This window comes from Nocardia sp. NPDC005998, assembly GCF_040614395.1.
Classification (GTDB): Bacteria; Actinomycetota; Actinomycetes; order Mycobacteriales; family Mycobacteriaceae; genus Nocardia.
Map to the genome: position 1 here is coordinate 179,529 of NZ_JBEXUI010000015.1, position 15,560 is coordinate 195,088.

Annotated in this window: 14 protein-coding genes; 7 read left to right on the forward strand and 7 right to left on the reverse strand. The window is 66.1% G+C overall.

Annotated elements, in window-relative coordinates:
• Positions 1 to 4 precede the first annotated feature (4 nt).
• Both ABZ293_RS21900 and ABZ293_RS21905 read right to left on the reverse strand, forming a co-directional pair.
• Positions 5 to 1,795 carry an ABC transporter substrate-binding protein/permease gene (locus ABZ293_RS21900; protein WP_355183261.1) on the reverse strand — a complete coding sequence of 597 codons (1,791 nt, stop codon included), beginning with the start codon at positions 1,793 to 1,795 and terminating at the stop codon, positions 5 to 7.
• Positions 1,796 to 1,978: 183 nt separating this feature from the next.
• Complete coding sequence (locus ABZ293_RS21905; RefSeq protein ID WP_355183263.1) at positions 1,979 to 2,773, reverse strand: LLM class F420-dependent oxidoreductase; 795 nt, start codon at positions 2,771 to 2,773, stop codon at positions 1,979 to 1,981.
• A 245-nt stretch (positions 2,774 to 3,018) separates the two neighbouring features.
• Between ABZ293_RS21905 and ugpC the strand changes: the two genes are divergently transcribed.
• On the forward strand, positions 3,019 to 4,113 hold the full coding sequence (gene ugpC / locus ABZ293_RS21910) for a sn-glycerol-3-phosphate ABC transporter ATP-binding protein UgpC (protein WP_355183265.1): 1,095 nt from the start codon (positions 3,019 to 3,021) through the stop codon (positions 4,111 to 4,113).
• A 68-nt stretch (positions 4,114 to 4,181) separates the two neighbouring features.
• On the opposite strand, the gene ABZ293_RS21915 is transcribed toward ugpC, so the two are convergent.
• On the reverse strand, positions 4,182 to 4,493 hold the full coding sequence (locus tag ABZ293_RS21915) for a hypothetical protein (RefSeq protein WP_355183267.1): 312 nt from the start codon (positions 4,491 to 4,493) through the stop codon (positions 4,182 to 4,184).
• A 436-nt stretch (positions 4,494 to 4,929) separates the two neighbouring features.
• On the opposite strand from ABZ293_RS21915, the gene ABZ293_RS21920 reads away from it, so the two are divergent.
• On the forward strand, positions 4,930 to 5,577 hold the full coding sequence (locus ABZ293_RS21920; RefSeq protein ID WP_355183269.1) for an NAD(P)-binding domain-containing protein: 648 nt from the start codon (positions 4,930 to 4,932) through the stop codon (positions 5,575 to 5,577).
• Between the two features lie 898 nt (positions 5,578 to 6,475).
• Here ABZ293_RS21920 and ABZ293_RS21925 read toward each other — a convergent pair.
• Positions 6,476 to 6,985, reverse strand: coding sequence for a helix-turn-helix domain-containing protein (locus ABZ293_RS21925; protein ID WP_355183271.1), 510 nt, complete (start codon positions 6,983 to 6,985; stop codon positions 6,476 to 6,478).
• Positions 6,986 to 7,086: 101 nt separating this feature from the next.
• On the opposite strand from ABZ293_RS21925, the gene ABZ293_RS21930 reads away from it, so the two are divergent.
• Positions 7,087 to 8,256, forward strand: a complete 1,170-nt coding sequence (locus ABZ293_RS21930; RefSeq protein ID WP_355183273.1) for a thiolase family protein — start codon at positions 7,087 to 7,089, stop codon at positions 8,254 to 8,256.
• Between the two features lie 174 nt (positions 8,257 to 8,430).
• Here ABZ293_RS21930 and ABZ293_RS21935 read toward each other — a convergent pair whose 3' ends face one another.
• The gene (locus ABZ293_RS21935) at positions 8,431 to 8,745 is read right to left on the reverse strand and encodes a hypothetical protein (RefSeq protein ID WP_355183275.1); all 315 of its coding nucleotides are present in this window, start codon (positions 8,743 to 8,745) and stop codon (positions 8,431 to 8,433) included.
• A 405-nt stretch (positions 8,746 to 9,150) separates the two neighbouring features.
• Here ABZ293_RS21935 and ABZ293_RS21940 point away from each other — a divergent pair, with 405 nt between their 5' ends.
• A complete protein-coding gene (locus ABZ293_RS21940; RefSeq protein ID WP_355183277.1) occupies positions 9,151 to 10,113 on the forward strand; it encodes an o-succinylbenzoate synthase in 963 nt (320 codons plus the stop codon).
• 136 nt (positions 10,114 to 10,249) lie between these two features.
• On the opposite strand, the gene ABZ293_RS21945 is transcribed toward ABZ293_RS21940, so the two are convergent.
• Together ABZ293_RS21945 and ABZ293_RS21950 are read right to left on the reverse strand one after the other, a co-directional pair.
• Positions 10,250 to 10,762 (reverse strand): TIGR04338 family metallohydrolase, encoded by a 513-nt coding sequence (locus ABZ293_RS21945; protein ID WP_355183279.1) that lies wholly within the window; start codon positions 10,760 to 10,762, stop codon positions 10,250 to 10,252.
• Between the two features lie 426 nt (positions 10,763 to 11,188).
• On the reverse strand, positions 11,189 to 12,031 hold the full coding sequence (locus ABZ293_RS21950) for a DUF2786 domain-containing protein (RefSeq protein WP_355183280.1): 843 nt from the start codon (positions 12,029 to 12,031) through the stop codon (positions 11,189 to 11,191).
• Between the two features lie 159 nt (positions 12,032 to 12,190).
• Between ABZ293_RS21950 and ABZ293_RS21955 the strand changes: the two genes are divergently transcribed.
• The 3 genes from ABZ293_RS21955 (at position 12,191) to ABZ293_RS21965 (ending at position 15,432) form a co-directional block, all read left to right on the forward strand.
• On the forward strand, positions 12,191 to 13,492 hold the full coding sequence (locus ABZ293_RS21955; protein ID WP_355183282.1) for an ABC transporter substrate-binding protein: 1,302 nt from the start codon (positions 12,191 to 12,193) through the stop codon (positions 13,490 to 13,492).
• A gap of 75 nt (positions 13,493 to 13,567) precedes the next feature.
• A complete protein-coding gene (locus ABZ293_RS21960) occupies positions 13,568 to 14,542 on the forward strand; it encodes a sugar ABC transporter permease (protein ID WP_355183306.1) in 975 nt (324 codons plus the stop codon).
• A complete protein-coding gene (locus ABZ293_RS21965; RefSeq protein WP_355183284.1) occupies positions 14,542 to 15,432 on the forward strand; it encodes a carbohydrate ABC transporter permease in 891 nt (296 codons plus the stop codon). The genes ABZ293_RS21960 and ABZ293_RS21965 overlap by 1 nt, the downstream gene beginning before the upstream one ends.
• Positions 15,433 to 15,560 lie beyond the last annotated feature (128 nt).

Sequence of the window (15,560 nt, forward strand, 5' to 3'; positions counted from 1 at the left end):
GTATCTATCCGCGCCCTTCCGTAATCGTGGCCGCCTCGACCTGGTCGATGGGTTGGTCGGGTCGGCCGGTGCGCATGCGGCGGTCGATGTAGTTGACCAGGTGCGTGAGCGGAATGGTCAACAGCAGGTAGACCAGGCCCGCGGCGACCAGCGGCGAGAGATTTCCGGTCTGCGCGTTGAGATCTCGGCCGACCGCGAACAGTTCGCGCTGGGTGGCGAGCAGGCCGAGGAAGTAGATCAGCGACGAATCCTTGATCAGCGCGATGAATTGGTTCATCAGCGCGGGCAGCACCCGGCGCACACCCTGCGGGATCACCACCAATGTCATTGCCTGGCGGTAGCCGAAGCCGATGGCACGCGCGGCCTCCAGCTGCCCCGGCTCCACGGATTGGATTCCGGAGCGGAAGATTTCACCGATATACGCCGAGGCCAGCAGGGCGAGTGCGATAGCGCCGAGCCAATACGGGTTGTTGCCGGTGATATTTCGTACCACCGGGCCGATGCCGAGGCCGATGATCAGGATGATCACGACGGCGGGCAGGCCGCGGAAAATATCGGTGTAGACGCGGGCGGGCCAGCGCAGCCAGCGGGTCCGGGAAATGCCCGCCACCGCGAGCAGCATGCCGAGAACGGTACCGAGAACACCCGAAACCACGGCCAGGATGAGGGTATTCGGCAGACCGGTCTTGAACAGGTCGGGAAATGCCTTGCGGTACAGCGACCAGTCGAAGAAGGTCTCCTTCAACTGCGTCAGTGTGGATTTCGGCGCGTTCGCCCCAGCGTCGGTCGGCTTCTTCTCGGCCGCAATGGCGGCGAAGTCCGGAAGTTGCGGTGCGGGTGCGGCTTTCGAACCGGGCTTCCATCCGGGCGGCAGCTGCCGCGGCACCCATTCGGTGTAGAGCTTGGCGTAGGTGCCATCGGCGATCACGGCGTCCAGACCGCTATTGAGCGCATCGATCAGCGGCTGGTTGTTCTTGGCGACCGCATAGCCGACGAAATTGTCCAGACTGAAGGTGTTCTGGATGATCGAGGTGCCATCGCCCGGCTTCACCTGGCCCTCGGCCTGCGCCGATGGCGCGACCCAGGCGTCGACCTGACCGGTCTTCAGATTTGCGTACGCGGTGGCGTAGTCCGGAAATTTCACCGGATCCAGATGCAGCTGGTTGACCACGTAATCGTCCTGCACCGTGCCCTGCACAACGGCGATTCTGGTGCCGCGCCCCAGATCCGAAAAGCCCTTGATGGCACTGCCGTTCGGGACGACCAGGGAGAAATAGCCGAAGTCGTAGCCATTGGTGAAGCCGACGCGCTCGCGGCGCTCGGCAGTGGTGGTGATATTCGACGAACCGATATCGAAGCGACCGCCGGAGACCTGCGAGAGCAGCGGCGCGAATTCGGTGCCCGAAAACTCCACCTGGAGGCCGAGTTTCGCACCGATCGCGCGCAAAAGCTCATTGTCGAAGCCGGTGAACGAGCCCGCCGAATTCAAGCAGATGCTCGGCGGTGCGTCCGAAAGCGTGCCGACGGTGAGTTTGCCCGGCGTGCTCAGCCGCAGTTTGCTGGCATCGATTGCCGACAGCGGCAGGGTGCTCGCGGTGGTGTATTTGTCCGCACCCGCCGAGGCGGCCGAGCCCAGATTCGTCGGTGCGGCCGATGCCGCACTCAGCCCGGGTGGTGTGCATTGATTTCGATCGGTTGAATGGTCGCCGGAACCGCAGGCCGTGGCGGCTAGGCCGACGGCAAGCAATATCACGGCGATCAGCGCACGAGACCGCACAGCGGGCAGACCAGCCATGACGCGTAACCCTAGCGTCCGATCGGCGCTAATCCGCAGCTACCCCGGAGCGCTCGCAGTCGGTCGCAGCACACCGTCCCAGCTCACGGCCGCCGGGCGTGCGCGGACAGGGCACCACCGCCCGATCCCGGGATTCGGATCACGGTGATTCGAATCCGGCCATCGACCGGAGTTCCGCGCCGCCTACGCCAAACCGCTGACCGGCTCCGGATTGAACTCATCACGCCACCGGATCGCCCGCTCGACCTCGCTGAGCTCGAACTTCGGCCCGCTGACCCCGACGGTGAACAGGGTCACCCCGGCCTGGACGAAGGTCGCGGCCTGCTCCGCACCCGGCCACTGCACCGAGCGCTCGATCTTCGCCTGATCGGTGCCGACGGCCGCGCAGTGGTCGGCGAGCACCTTGTTCTTGTGCGTGATCGCCTCGAGATCGGCGAAGGTGTGCCAGATATCGGCGTATTCCGCGACCAGCCGCAGCGTCTTGCGCTCGCCACCGCCGCCGATCAAGATCGGGATATCACGGGTCGGCCGCGGGTTCAGCTTCTTCAGCCGGGCGCTGAGCCGGGCCATATTCTCCTTCAGCAGCGCCAGCCGGGTTCCCGCCGTACCGAATTCATAGCCGTACTGGTCGTAGTCCTTCTGGAACCATCCCGCGCCGATGCCGAGAATGAGTCGGCCGGCGCTGATGTGGTCCACCGTGCGCGCCATATCGGCGAGCAGATCGGGATTGCGATAGCCGCCGCCGGTGACCAGCGCGCCGATTTCGATCCGTTCGGTCTGCTCGGCCCAGGCGCCGAGCATGGTCCAGCATTCGAAATGCGCGCCGTCGGGATCGCCGGCCAGCGGGTAGAAGTGATCCCAGTTGAAGGCGATATCGACGCCCGCGTCCTCCGCGCGCAGTACGGCATCGCGCAGCAGTCCGTAGTCGGGCGCGTGCTGAGGCTGTAGCTGTACTCCGATTCGAACCGGTCGGGTCATGAGCCTGCTCCTCGTCGCTCGAACTGGTTCCCCGATCGAGGCTACCGGCTGACCCCGGCGAGCGACCGATAAGAAGTCGCCGATCTTCGAGCGCTTACCATTTCACCGTCGATGCGGGATCCGACCCGATTCCTGCGCGAACTCGAGCACATCGTGTGCGAAGCGAGCACATCCAGTAGTATCGCCGGTCAACCCTTACTCGGATCGTCCGGCACGTTCCTGCCGGTGATGGGATGTGATCTGTCATGGCCACCGTGACCTTCGATAGCGCGACCCGGCTGTACCCGGGCTCGTCCAAACCCGCCGTCGACAAGCTGAATCTGGAGATCGCCGACGGGGAATTCCTCGTTCTGGTCGGTCCGTCCGGCTGCGGTAAGTCGACCTCGCTGCGCATGCTCGCCGGACTCGAGGACGTCGATGACGGACGCATTCTGATCGGCGAGAACGACGTCACACATGCCGAACCCAAGGAACGCGATATCGCGATGGTGTTCCAGAATTACGCGCTCTATCCGCATATGACGGTCGCGGAGAATATGGGCTTCGCGCTCAAACTCGCCAAGGTCGCCAAGGCGGAGAAGGAGCGGCGGGTGCTGGAGGCGGCCAAACTGCTCGACCTCGAGCCGTATCTGGACCGCAAGCCGAAGGCGCTGTCCGGCGGTCAGCGCCAGCGCGTCGCGATGGGCCGGGCGATCGTGCGCCAGCCGCAGGTATTCCTCATGGACGAGCCGCTGTCGAATCTGGACGCCAAGCTGCGGGTGCAGACCCGCACGCAGATCGCGCAGCTGCAGCGTCGCCTCGGCACCACCACCGTGTACGTCACGCACGACCAGGTCGAGGCGATGACCATGGGCGATCGGGTCGCGGTGCTCAAGGACGGGCTGCTGCAGCAGTGCGCGACACCGCGCGATCTGTACCGGAATCCGGCGAATGTATTCGTCGCCGGATTCATGGGGTCGCCCGCGATGAATCTGTTCACGCTGCCGGTCGCCGACGGCGCGGTGGAACTCGGCGGGGCCGCGCTGCCGGTACCGCGGTCGGTCGCGGATGCGGCCGAGGGTTCGGTGGTGGTCGGTGTCCGGCCGGAGCACCTGGAGTTCGGCGCGGCGGTGGACAAGTCGGGCATTCAGATGGAGGTCGATGTGGTGGAGGAGCTGGGCTCCGACGCGTACATCTACGGCCGCACCATCGCCGAGGGCGCGACGAACGGTGCTGGCGAAACCATCGTGGCGCGGGCGGATTGGCGTAACCCGCCGGCGAAGGGCACTCGGGTGCAGTTGACGGCCACGTCCGAGCACACGTACTTCTTCTCCGCTGTCGACGGTCGTCGCCTGGCCTGAACTGCCCTGCGCGTGTACTTTTGCCGATCCGTAAAGGGCGAAAAGTGCACGCGCAGAACAGATTACGATCATTGGACGCCCGCTGGGGCCGCTAGCGTTGTCTCGGTGACCGCCTGCTGAGCTTGTCCGGCGGCGCCGGGGTGCGTGTAGTACTCCACCCAGAGCAGGTCCGCACCGCGTCGGACCACGGCCGAACCGTATGCGGTGCCGTCCTTGCGCCCGTCGTTGTAGGCGGTACAGGCCGCGTCCCGGAGACTGGTCGCAGTCTGAAGCGACCCGGCGAGCGCGGTGTTCGCACAGGATGAGGCGAGCGCGTCGGCGGCACGGTCGGCACCCGAGTCCCGGCTGACCTGGTCATGACGCCGTAGCCGCACATCCAAGAAGCCATACGTATCGGAGTCGATCCGACGGTCTTCGGCGGTGCGGTACTGGCAAGCCTCGCCGGAACCCGATGAGTAGATCGCCTTTCGGCACGCCGTCTTGCACCAAACGCTGGAACAGGCTGGTACCGGTCGCGGCGCACAAGCCGGGCGGAGCGGCGGCTGGATACGAGTCCTCGTACATGGACAGGGGTTTCATGTAGAGCGCGAAGCCCCCGAACATGAGAACGTCGACAGCCAATGGCAACAGGCAGTCCCACCGGCGCGGCGATGCGGACGACATGCTTCCCCCTTGAATTTTCGAGCGAGTCGGCATGCATCGGCGCGCTCGCCGAGACAACGCCGGTGGCGTTCGCCCACGGCGGAAGGCCACGCGAAGACCACCCCGTGTTCCTAAACTCGACGCTCGAACGAGGATCGACGCGAGGAGCGGACGTTGAAGGTAGCGGTGCTGGGGACCGGGCAGGTCGGACGCAGGCTGGCGAGCAAGTTGGTCGAACTCGGGCATGCGGTGACGCTCGGCTCGCGCACCGCCGACAATGCGGCAGCGACCGAGTGGGCGCGCGAGACCGGTAGCGCCCATGGCACTTTCGCCGATGCCGCCGCCGATGCCGAACTGGTGATCAATGCGACGTCCGGCACCGTCTCACTGGCCGCGCTCACCGCCGCCGGTGCGGCGAATCTGAGCGGGAAAGTCATTGTGGACGTATCGAACGCACTGGATTTCTCCGCCGGATTCCCACCGAAGCTGGCCACCCCCGAGGCAGGCAGCGTCGCCGAGCAGATCCAACAGGCTTTCCCCGCCGCGCGCGTGGTGAAAACCCTCAACACCATGAACAATCAACTCATGGTCGACCCGTCCCGAATCCCGGGTCGGCACAACGTCTTCCTCAGCGGCGACGACGAGTCCGCCAAATCCGAGGTCGCCGACCTCCTGAAATCCTTCGGTTGGACCGACGAGCAGATCATCGACCTCGGCGGCGTAGTAACCGCCCGCAGCACCGAACCCCTCGTCCTACTGTGGGTCCACCTCTACAACAAGCTCGGCACCGAGGACATCAACTACGCGGTTGTCACCGGCTGAGGGCGTCTTCTGCTGATCAGCGGTACGGCGTCAGCGCGGATCGCGCGGTACGCGGGCGGGCGGTACAGCACCAGCCCGGGCCAGCGCAATGGCACCAACACAGATCAGCGATACAGCACCAACACAGGCCAGCGGTGCCGCGCGAATGCGGATCCGCGGTACGCGGCCACCAAGCGCGGATCAGCGGTGCAGCGCCAACGCGAATCGGCGGTACAGCACCAACGTGATCAGCCGCGCAGCACCAACACAAGCCAGCGATGCCGCGCGAATGCGGATCCGCGGTACGCGACATCAACGGGCGGTACGGGACCACTGCGGGGCGTGGAAGGCGCCAGCACGGAACGACGCTCCGGCGCCAACACAGTCAGCGGTGCGGCACGAACGCGAATCGGCGGTGCGCGGCACCAACGCGGTCTGCCGCGCGGCACCAACACAGACAGCGGTGCAGCACGAACGCGAATCGGCAGTGCGCGGCCACCAAGCGCGGATCAGCGGTGCAGCGCCAACGCGAATCGGCGGTACAGCACCAACGTGATCAGCCGCGCAGCACCAACACAAGCCAGCGGTGCAGCACGAACGCGAATCGGCAGTGCGCAGCACCACGGGCGGTACGGGACCAACGCGGATCAACGAACGGTTCGGCGCCTGCACGGATCGACGCAGCGGCGCCAACGCGATCAGCAGAACGGGACCAAGCGCGGATCAGCGGTGCAGCGCCAACGCGAGTCGGTAGTACAGCGCCAGCGCGGATCGGCGGTATGGGACCAGCGCGGTAAGCCGCGCGGCACCAAGACGGGGCGGCGATGCAGCACCAGCACGGGCCAGTGGTGCGGCACCAACGTGGATCGGCGGTGTGGGCCGACGGGCTGCGCTCGACGCTCGGACGACATCCGCGCGATCACTTCGCTGATCGGGCGCGTGCATAGTCGGGGTTGAGCCTGATCCCGAGTTCTTCCAGGTCGATCTCACGACCCTCATCACTGCGGACCTCAACCCGGACCGGCGCGCCGCTCGACTCCTCGACCAGCAGTAGCGGTGCGGGTCCCGGCTGCAGGTACGTATCGCCCCACTGCATCAGCGCGAGCACAGCGGGCAGCAGGTCGCGGCCCATATCGGTGAGCACGTACTCGTGTCGGGTGCGCTTGCCCTCCTCCTGGTACGGCCGTTTGGTGAGCAGGCCCGCCTCGGTGAGCCTGCGGAGCTGGCCGGAGGCCGCCGCGTCGGTAATGCCGACGCGCGCCGCGAAGCCGTCGAAGCGCGTGGTGCCGTAGTAGGCCTCGCGCAGGATCAGGATCGCCGAGCGGGTGCCGACGATGTCCATTGCCTTCGCGATCGAGCATTCCGTGGGTTTCCACGCGCTCAGATCGGCCAGCGATCCTTCCATTACGGCTGCCATGACGAACATCATAGCGATATCTGACTTGAGGTGACTATATCCAGACGTTAATTTGACTATAAGGCAATAGAGCCAGGCAAAGGGGTCTGGCTCGCGGTTCGAAAGGAACCACCATGAGAGACGCGGTGATTGTCGAAGCGGTACGCACGCCGATCGGCAAGGGCAAGCCGAACGGGGCGCTGCATAACGTCAACGCGGTGGACCTGCTGGCGCACAGCCTGCGCGCGGTCGTCGACCGCAGCGGCATCGATCCGGCGCTCATCGACGATGTGATCGGCGGCATCGTCACCCAGGTCGGCGAGCAGGGCGCCAATATGACCAGGCGCGCCGCGCTGGCCGCGGGCTATCCGGAATCCGTTCCCGCGACCACGGTCGACCGCCAGTGCGGCAGCAGCCAGCAGGCCATTCACTTCGCCGCACAGGGCGTGATCGCCGGCGCCTACGACATCGTGGTCGCGGCGGGTGTCGAGTCGATGGGCCGAATTCCGATGGGCGCCAACCTGATCGGGTCCAAGGACATCTCCGGCGTCGGCTTCGCCGAGCGCTACCCGGAGGGTTTGGTGCCACAGGGCATCAGCGCCGAACTGATCGCGGCGCGCTGGGGGCTGACCCGCGCCCAGCTCGACGAATTCGCCCTCGGCAGCCACGAAAAGGCCGCGCTGGCCACGAAGAACGGCGCGTTCACCGGTCAGCTCGCACCCATCGCCGGATTGGAAACCGACGAGGGCATCCGGGTCGGCAGCACCCTCGAGACCCTCGGCAAACTGCGCCCCGCCTACTACGACGAGGCCATGGCCGCGCGCTTCCCGGAAATCGGCTGGCAGATCACCGCGGCGACCGCGAGCCAGGTCAGCGACGGCAGTGCCGCGGTGCTGATCATGACCAGCGAGCGCGCCAAGGAACTCGGCCTGAAGCCGCTGGCCCGGCTGCACAGCTTCGCGGTGGCCGGTGACGATCCGCTGCTCATGCTGACCGCGGTGATCCCAGCCACGCGAAAGGTCTTGCAGCGCGCCGGGTTGCAACTCTCGGATATCGATCTGGTCGAGATCAACGAGGCGTTCTCGCCGGTGGTGCTGGCCTGGGCCCACGACACCGGGGCGGATCTGTCCCGGGTGAACGTCAATGGCGGCGCCATCGCCATCGGACATCCACTCGGCGCCTCCGGCGCCCGCCTGATGACCACACTGGTGCACGCCATGCAGGAGCGAGGCGCCCGCTACGGCCTGCAAACCATGTGTGAGGCAGGCGGTCTGGCGAACGCCACCATCCTCGAACGCCTCTGACCACGGCGTTCCGCTGAGCCGGGTAGCCCGCATGCGGGTGCCCGGCTCACAGCAAGAGTAACCGGCCGAGCTCAGATCGAACCAGGTGACCAGCGTCTGTCGCGGTGGGCTGGAAGTTCAAGGCGGGCTATGACGATTCGGTGCCCGGCTCACAGCAAGGACAACCACCCGAGCTCAGATCGAAACCAACACCACCGCAATCAGAAACCCGAGCAACCACGACTCGGCAACCAACGGCACCGCAACCAACGGCACCCACGCGATCCGACGGCGATACCGAATCTTCCCGAGCACCATAACCCCAACCACCACCACAGACAGCGCGATACCAACCCACGCAACGCAATACGCCACCGGCAGATACCGCACACCGCCCGCCGGATCCGCCCCCCGCCCAAGCAATTCGTACAACGGCACGAACGCAGCCACCACCCAAGAAAACCCAACCGCAATAACCGCCCCGACCACCACCCGAACGGCATTCGCCACCCGCACCCCCCAATGCCCCGATCCCATACCCCCAGCATGACCGCCGCTCCACCCCCAGCACACCCCCTCCGCCGCACCAAAACACCCGCACACCATGGCCGACGTCCCACACAGGCCACTCCACCCCAGCCCCGCTGACACAATCCCCCTCGCCTCCCCGCCCCCTCTCAGCCTGCCCCAACCCCCTGGACAAACGATCACCATGCGCTCATGCAGGTAAACGTCGAGAGCACCCCTGCACCAGCGCATTCTCGGCTGACATGGGGTTTGGGGGGTTGGCAGTGTGGCGATGCTGGGCGGGATCTCCTGGGAGTGGGGGTGAAGAGGGCCGGGTGGCTGGGGGGGCGCCGGTGGTGAGTCGATGCCGTCTAACGGGCGGTGTTGGTGGCCTCTAGGCTGGAGGTGATGAGCGATAGCTTTGTATACGCCATTCCGATGCGGACCAGGTTCCGCGGTATTACGGTGCGCGAGGGGATGTTGATCAGGGGGGCGTTGGGGTGGGGGGAGTTCTGTCCGTTTCCCGAGTACGACGATCGGGAGGCGGCGGGGTGGCTGGCGACTGCCGTCGAGCAGGTGACGGTCGGGTGGCCGGAGCCGGTGCGCGAACGGATTCCGATCAATTGCACGGTGCCAGCGGTTGATCCGGAACGGGCGCATGCGATCGTGGCCGGATCAGGGTGCCGGACGGCGAAGGTGAAGGTCGCCGACCACGCCGATTCACTGCACGAGGATCTGGCACGGGTCGAGGCAGTCCGGGATGCGCTGGGGCCGGATGGATCCGTTCGCGTGGATGCCAATGCGGTCTGGGATGTCGAGACCGCCGTTGCGCATATCGAGCAGATCGACCGTGCCGCAGGCGGTTTGGAGTACGTCGAACAACCGTGCCGCACCATCGAGGAACTGGCGGCGGTGCGGCGGCGGGTCGATGTGCGGATCGCCGCCGACGAATCCATCCGCCGCGCCGAGGATCCGCTGCGCGTGGCGGTGGCCGGAGCGGCCGATATCGCGGTACTCAAATGCACGCCTTTGGGCGGGGTGCGCCGCGCACTCCGGGTCGCCGAGGCCGCCGGACTGCCCTGCGTGGTGTCCTCGGCCCTCGAGACCAGCGTCGGCCTGGCCGCCCAACTCGCCCTTGCCGCCGCGTTGCCCACCCTCGAATTCGCCTGCGGCCTCGGCACTTTGTCCCTCCTCGACGGCGACCTCGTTGCCGACTCCCTCCGCCCGGTCGACGGCTTCATGCCCGTCCCGAAAACTCCCCCGACTCCCGACCCCGCCCGACTCGAGCGCTACCGCCACCCCGACCCTGCACGAATCCGCTGGTGGGAAGACCGCCTAACCCGAGTCCGCGCACTTCCCCCGCCCCGCTGATCGAGGCCAACGAAACAGCGGCTGGCACATTCGCACCGCCATTCCACTCGCCTCAACGATCGGTGCCCGTGTCGACCCGGCATTGCCGACATCACGGGCGGCTGCCCGCGGGGCCGCGATGGAAACACGTCAGGCGTCAACTCAGGCGGACGCCACAGCTGAGCATGGACGAGCGGAGGACCAGACCTGCTTCGGGCCCGATGATGCCGTCGACGAGTTCGAGGTAGCGACTACAGAATTCGGGGCCGTGGGGCGCGACGGATGCGGCCGCTGGTTCGAGGTGGTGGGCGAGTTCGTGGAGGATCACCAGCTCGCGCAGTGCCCACGCGGTCGCGCCGGTGTGCAGGGGGACCGCAAGCACCGCTTCCGCGGCCTCATAGTGGGCGGCGGAGGTTCCGGCGCGGGACCGGACCCGCACCGGCGTGGCGGCGCGCTCCCATTGCGCCCGAACCCAATTGAGACTCAGCACTTTATCGGCATAGACCTGCACCGACTCAACCGACGCGAAGCGACGCTCGATCGGCAGCGTGAGGTGCGAACCGTAGATCTCCACCGTGCGATTACCGTACTCATCCGCCCGATCGAAGACCCCTCGCACCAGCTGCTCGGCGTCATACACCTTGGCGCGCTGGCCATCTCGCGCACTCACCGTACCCAGCTCATGCGCTCACCACGCGGCTGATCCGGTATCGCCCGAGCCACCCACCTCGCCCCACCCAGCCCGCCGAGTCCAAGCCCGCTAACCCACACGCAACGAAACTCCTGGCGCTCCGTCTCGCTCATACGCTCGATGCCCTCATGTCGCCCCACATCCCGGGCACTCGCGCGCCACCGAGTTCAGAAGACCCACCCACCCGCGCGGCACGCCCCACGCACAACAAAACCTCACCGGCGCACCCAACTCACTTCGACCCGCAATCCTGGCAGATTGCCCATGCGGCGCCCAGTCCGGAAGCAACCCGCCCCCATACTCAACGAAACCGCCAGCTCACCCAACTCACCTCTGGGCAATCGCCCACGCGTGCCACCGAGTTCGGAAAACCTACCCAACCGCGCGGCACTCGACCGCCCCAACTCACTCACCCCGCCCCCCAGGCAATTCCCCACGCGCAGCCCCCAGTTCCAGCGACGTCCCCAACCGCGCCGCCCGACCCGCACGATCACCAGCCCGCCGGGCCGCCGCCGAATGTCCGGCCGAAGCCTGCGGCCCGCGCCAGGTGCCCCGGGCTTCCGAGGTCCGCTTGTAGAAATCGGTGAGCTCGATTTCCTTATTGCGCAGGGCAAGTGCGGTACCTGCGGCAGCGGTGGCGGGGACCACCTCGGCCTCTACCTCCGCCTTCACCTCGGCCAGGCGGCGGCCGATTCGCGCGGCGAAGGCCATCTGGAAGTTCAGGCGGGCGGTCACCGGGGCGACCGGGGCCTGGATCCGGCGCTGCACCTGGCGGCCCCAGCGCTTCTCCGTGACGATCTTTTCCACAGTGGCCGAACGGTATCGGCCCGACTTGATGTACTGATCCGACGCACGCACCATCTGCACGAGCAGGCTCGTGTAGAGGGCTTCACACGCATCGATATCGGAATCGAAGCCGTACGCGTAGACCTGGGTCGAGGTGCGCGCAACATCGCAGCGCACATCATTGGCCGCCGCGATCGCCACGAACAGCTGCACATATGTGCGCAGCCCCTTCTTACCCGGTTCGCCGATCGGAATCATCCGCTGCACCGGGGTCGGCCTGCGCTCACGTCCGGCGATATGCGCGCGGGCCACCGCGAGATCGATCGAGGATCTGGTCGCCAACCGCTGGGCCGCGGCGAGAAACGCCTCGGCCTCGTGTTCGTTATCGGTCGATTCGGCTTGGCGCAGCAACCCACCGATCCGGGTCAGCATCCGGTCGGGAACCGCATTCGGCGAAGTCATCACGGTCAGCCTAACGAGCAGCTGCGACAGCGCGGCCGTGACGTCGGACCCGGCCCGTTTACGGGCGCAATCGCTGCGTCACATATAACAACCATGTATCTTGCCTTGTGCACCTGCAAGGTGTGCTGCTGCTCACGTCTCGACCTTGGAGTGTTCGCGATGGCTTTGAAGAAGGTGTCGTCCCTACGTTCGTCGCTCGTGCCCCGCGCGACGGTGGCGGCCGCCTCTGCGGCGCTGCTCATGGCGACGTTCACCAGTGCCTGCTCCAGCGATAACGGCGGTAATCCGTCCAGCCAGAACCTCACCGGTCGCGGCCCGATCACCTATGTGGAGGGCAAGGACACCACCGAGACCGGCGCGGTCAAGCAGCTGATCGAGCGCTGGAATGCCTCGCACCCAGACGAGCAGGTGACGTTCAAAGAGCAGTCCAACGACGCCTCGCAGCAGTACGACGACCTGGTCGAACACATGCGCTCCAAGCAGTCCAGCTATGACGTGGTCGCCCTCGACGTGCCGTGGACCGCGGAATTCGCCGCGAAGGGCTGGATCCAGCCGCTGAAGGACACCTTCAAGATCGACACCTCCGCCCTGCTCTCCCCGACGGTCGCCAGCGCCACCTACAACAACACGCTCTACGCCGCGCCGCGAAACACCAACGGCGGCTTGCTGTTCTACCGCAAGGACCTGGTGCCGAATCCGCCCAAGACCTGGAGCGAGATGCTGGCGCAGTGCCCGATCGCCAAGCAGAACAACATCGGCTGCTACGCAGGCCAACTCGCACCGTACGAGGGCCTGACGGTGAACGCCGCCGAGGCCATCAACGCCTACGGCGGCACCTTCGTCGGCGCGGACGGCAAGACCCCGACCGTCAATACCCCGCAGGCGCGCGCCGGACTGAAGGTGCTGGTCGACGCGTACCGCAACGGCGATATCCCGAAGGAAGCCATCACCTTCAAGGAGCCGGAGAGCGCCAACGCCTTCAACACCGGCAAATTGCTGTTCATGCGCAACTGGCCGTCCACCTTCGGTGACGCCGGTTCGGAATCCTCCGCGGTCAAGGACAAGTTCGGGGTCGCGCCGCTGCCGGGTGAGAACGGCGTCGGCGCCTCGACGCTGGGCGGCTACAACGCGGCCATCAGCGCGTTCTCCAAGAACAAGGCCACCGCGCTGGACTTCCTGCGCTACCTGATCAGCGAGGACGCGCAGCACATCGTCGCGGCCGGTGCGCTGCCGTCGGTGCGCGCGTCGATGTACGACGATCCGGCGCTCATCGCGAAGATGCCATACCTGCCCGCGCTCAAGGATTCGATCGCCAATGCGGTGCCGCGTCCGGTTACCCCGTTCTACCCGGCGGTGTCGAAGGCCATCCAGGACAACGCCTATGCTGCGTTGAACGGAACCAAGTCCGTCGACGACGCGATCACCGGTATGCAAAAGGGCATCGAGACAGCCGGGTCGTAGGCATAAGAGCAGCGGACCCGACCACCTTGTAGGAGAGTAGAAACGGTGTCGGATCCTTCGGGAACGGCCACTCCCGTGCCGAACAAGCGCGGATTCGGTGGAACATTGGCGTTGGAGCTGCGGCGTTCCGGTAAGGCGTGGCTATTCGTCACGCCCGTGCTGATCACCCTCGCGGTGGTCGTCGGCTATCCGGTCTTCCGCGCGCTGTACATGTCGTTCCAGAAGGACCCCGGGCTCGACCCGGCGACCGGCATGTTCGTCGAGGGCGGCAGCGCCGGCTTCTCGAACTACACGCACTGGCTGCTGCAGCAGTGTCAGGCGGCAGGCGAGACGGTCTCCTGCCCGACCGGCAACCTCGGCTCGCAGTTCTGGCTGGCCATCGGTGTGACGCTGTTCTTCACGGTGATCACGGTGACCCTGGAGGCGACCCTCGGCCTCGGCATGGCCATGGTGATGGGCAAGACCTTCAAGGGCCGCGCCCTGCTGCGTGCCGCGGTGCTGGTGCCGTGGGCGATTCCGACCGCGGTCACCGCCCGGTTGTGGGAGTTCATGTTCCAGTACGACGGCGTGGTGAACCGGGTCTTCGGCACCCACATCCTGTGGACCTCGGAGGCCTGGCCCGCGCGGTTCGCGGTGATCGCCGCCGACGTCTGGAAGACCACGCCGTTCATGGCATTGCTGCTGCTGGCCGGTCTGCAGGTGATTCCGGCCGATGTGTACGAGGCGGCGCGGGTTGACGGCGCGTCGGCCTGGCAGCGCTTCACCCAGATCACCCTGCCGCTGCTCAAGCCCGCGCTGCTGGTCGCGGTGCTATTCCGCACCATGGACGGCCTGCGCCTCTACGATCTGCCCGCGATCATGACGCTGGGCAATCCGTCCACCCGCCCGATTTCGGCGCTGGTGGTCGAACAGGTTCGCCAGGGCCCCAATAGTGCGGCCGCCCTCTCGACGATCACCTTCCTGCTGATCTTCGCGGTGGCGTTCCTGCTGGTAAAGGTCTTGGGCGCCAATGCCGTTCGGACCCAGGAAGAACAGCGGGAGGCGCACTGATGACCACGGTGATCACCGAAAAGCCTGCGGCCCAAAAGAATGCGGCACCCACACCCTGGACCAAGCGACTGGGTCCGGTGCGGCTGTACCTGGGTGCGCTGATCGTGCTCGTATGGGGCCTTGCCCCGTTCTATTGGATGGCCGTCACGGCGTTCCGCGATCCGGACTACACCTTCGACAACACCCCGTGGCCCACCCACGTCACGCTCGAGAACTTCCGCAATGCCTTCGACACCAGTCGCGGCAACGACTTCGGCAAGGCGCTGACCAATAGCGTGATCATCGGCGCGGTGACGACGGCCGCCGCGCTGGTGCTCGGCGTACTCGCCGCGTACGCGCTGGCGCGGCTGACCTTCAAGGGCAAGTACCTGGTCTCCGGACTGATCCTGTCCGCATCGATGTTCCCGGTGGTGGTGCTGGTCACCCCGCTGTTCCAGCTGTTCACCAATCTCGGCTGGATCGGTGAATACCAGGCGATGATCATCCCGAACATCTCGTTCGTGCTGCCGATGACCGTCTACATCCTGGCCTCGTTCTTCGCCGAATTGCCTTGGGAGCTCGAAGAAGCCGCGCGCATCGACGGCGCGACCAAGATGCAGGCGTTCCGACTGGTCATGCTGCCGCTGGCCGCGCCAGCGGTCTTCACCACCGCGATCCTGGCCTTCATCGCCTCGGTCAACGAATACCTGCTAGCCCGGCTGCTCTCCAGCGACCGGACCGAACCGGTGACCGTCGCGATCGCGCGCTTCTCCGGCAACAACCCGCTCGTGCAGCCCTATGCGGCGATCATGGCGGCGGGCACGATGGTTACGATCCCGCTGGTCATCATGGTGCTGCTGTTCCAGCGCCGCATCATCTCCGGCCTCACCGCGGGCGGCGTGAAGAGCTAGTACCCCGTCCACACAGATTGCTGCGCCACCCCACTCCGACTGCTCGCCGAGCGTAGATGCTCCTATGGATGTCAAGTGGTCGGCTGAGGCTGGTTTGCGGTGATGATTCGGTAGAGTTCGCGGGCGAT

Bases quoted from the DNA above. Each gene is read 5' to 3' on its own strand.
- ABZ293_RS21950 (WP_355183280.1), bottom strand. From the start codon at position 12,031: ATGACTTCGCCGAATGCGGTTCCCGACCGGATGCTGACCCGGATCGGT.
- ugpC (WP_355183265.1), top strand. From the start codon at position 3,019: ATGGCCACCGTGACCTTCGATAGCGCGACCCGGCTGTACCCGGGCTCG.
- ABZ293_RS21965 (WP_355183284.1), top strand. From the start codon at position 14,542: ATGACCACGGTGATCACCGAAAAGCCTGCGGCCCAAAAGAATGCGGCA.
- ABZ293_RS21955 (WP_355183282.1), top strand. From the start codon at position 12,191: ATGGCTTTGAAGAAGGTGTCGTCCCTACGTTCGTCGCTCGTGCCCCGC.
- ABZ293_RS21925 (WP_355183271.1), bottom strand. From the start codon at position 6,985: ATGATGTTCGTCATGGCAGCCGTAATGGAAGGATCGCTGGCCGATCTG.
- ABZ293_RS21905 (WP_355183263.1), bottom strand. From the start codon at position 2,773: ATGACCCGACCGGTTCGAATCGGAGTACAGCTACAGCCTCAGCACGCG.
- ABZ293_RS21900 (WP_355183261.1), bottom strand. From the start codon at position 1,795: ATGGCTGGTCTGCCCGCTGTGCGGTCTCGTGCGCTGATCGCCGTGATA.
- ABZ293_RS21940 (WP_355183277.1), top strand. From the start codon at position 9,151: ATGAGCGATAGCTTTGTATACGCCATTCCGATGCGGACCAGGTTCCGC.
- ABZ293_RS21930 (WP_355183273.1), top strand. From the start codon at position 7,087: ATGAGAGACGCGGTGATTGTCGAAGCGGTACGCACGCCGATCGGCAAG.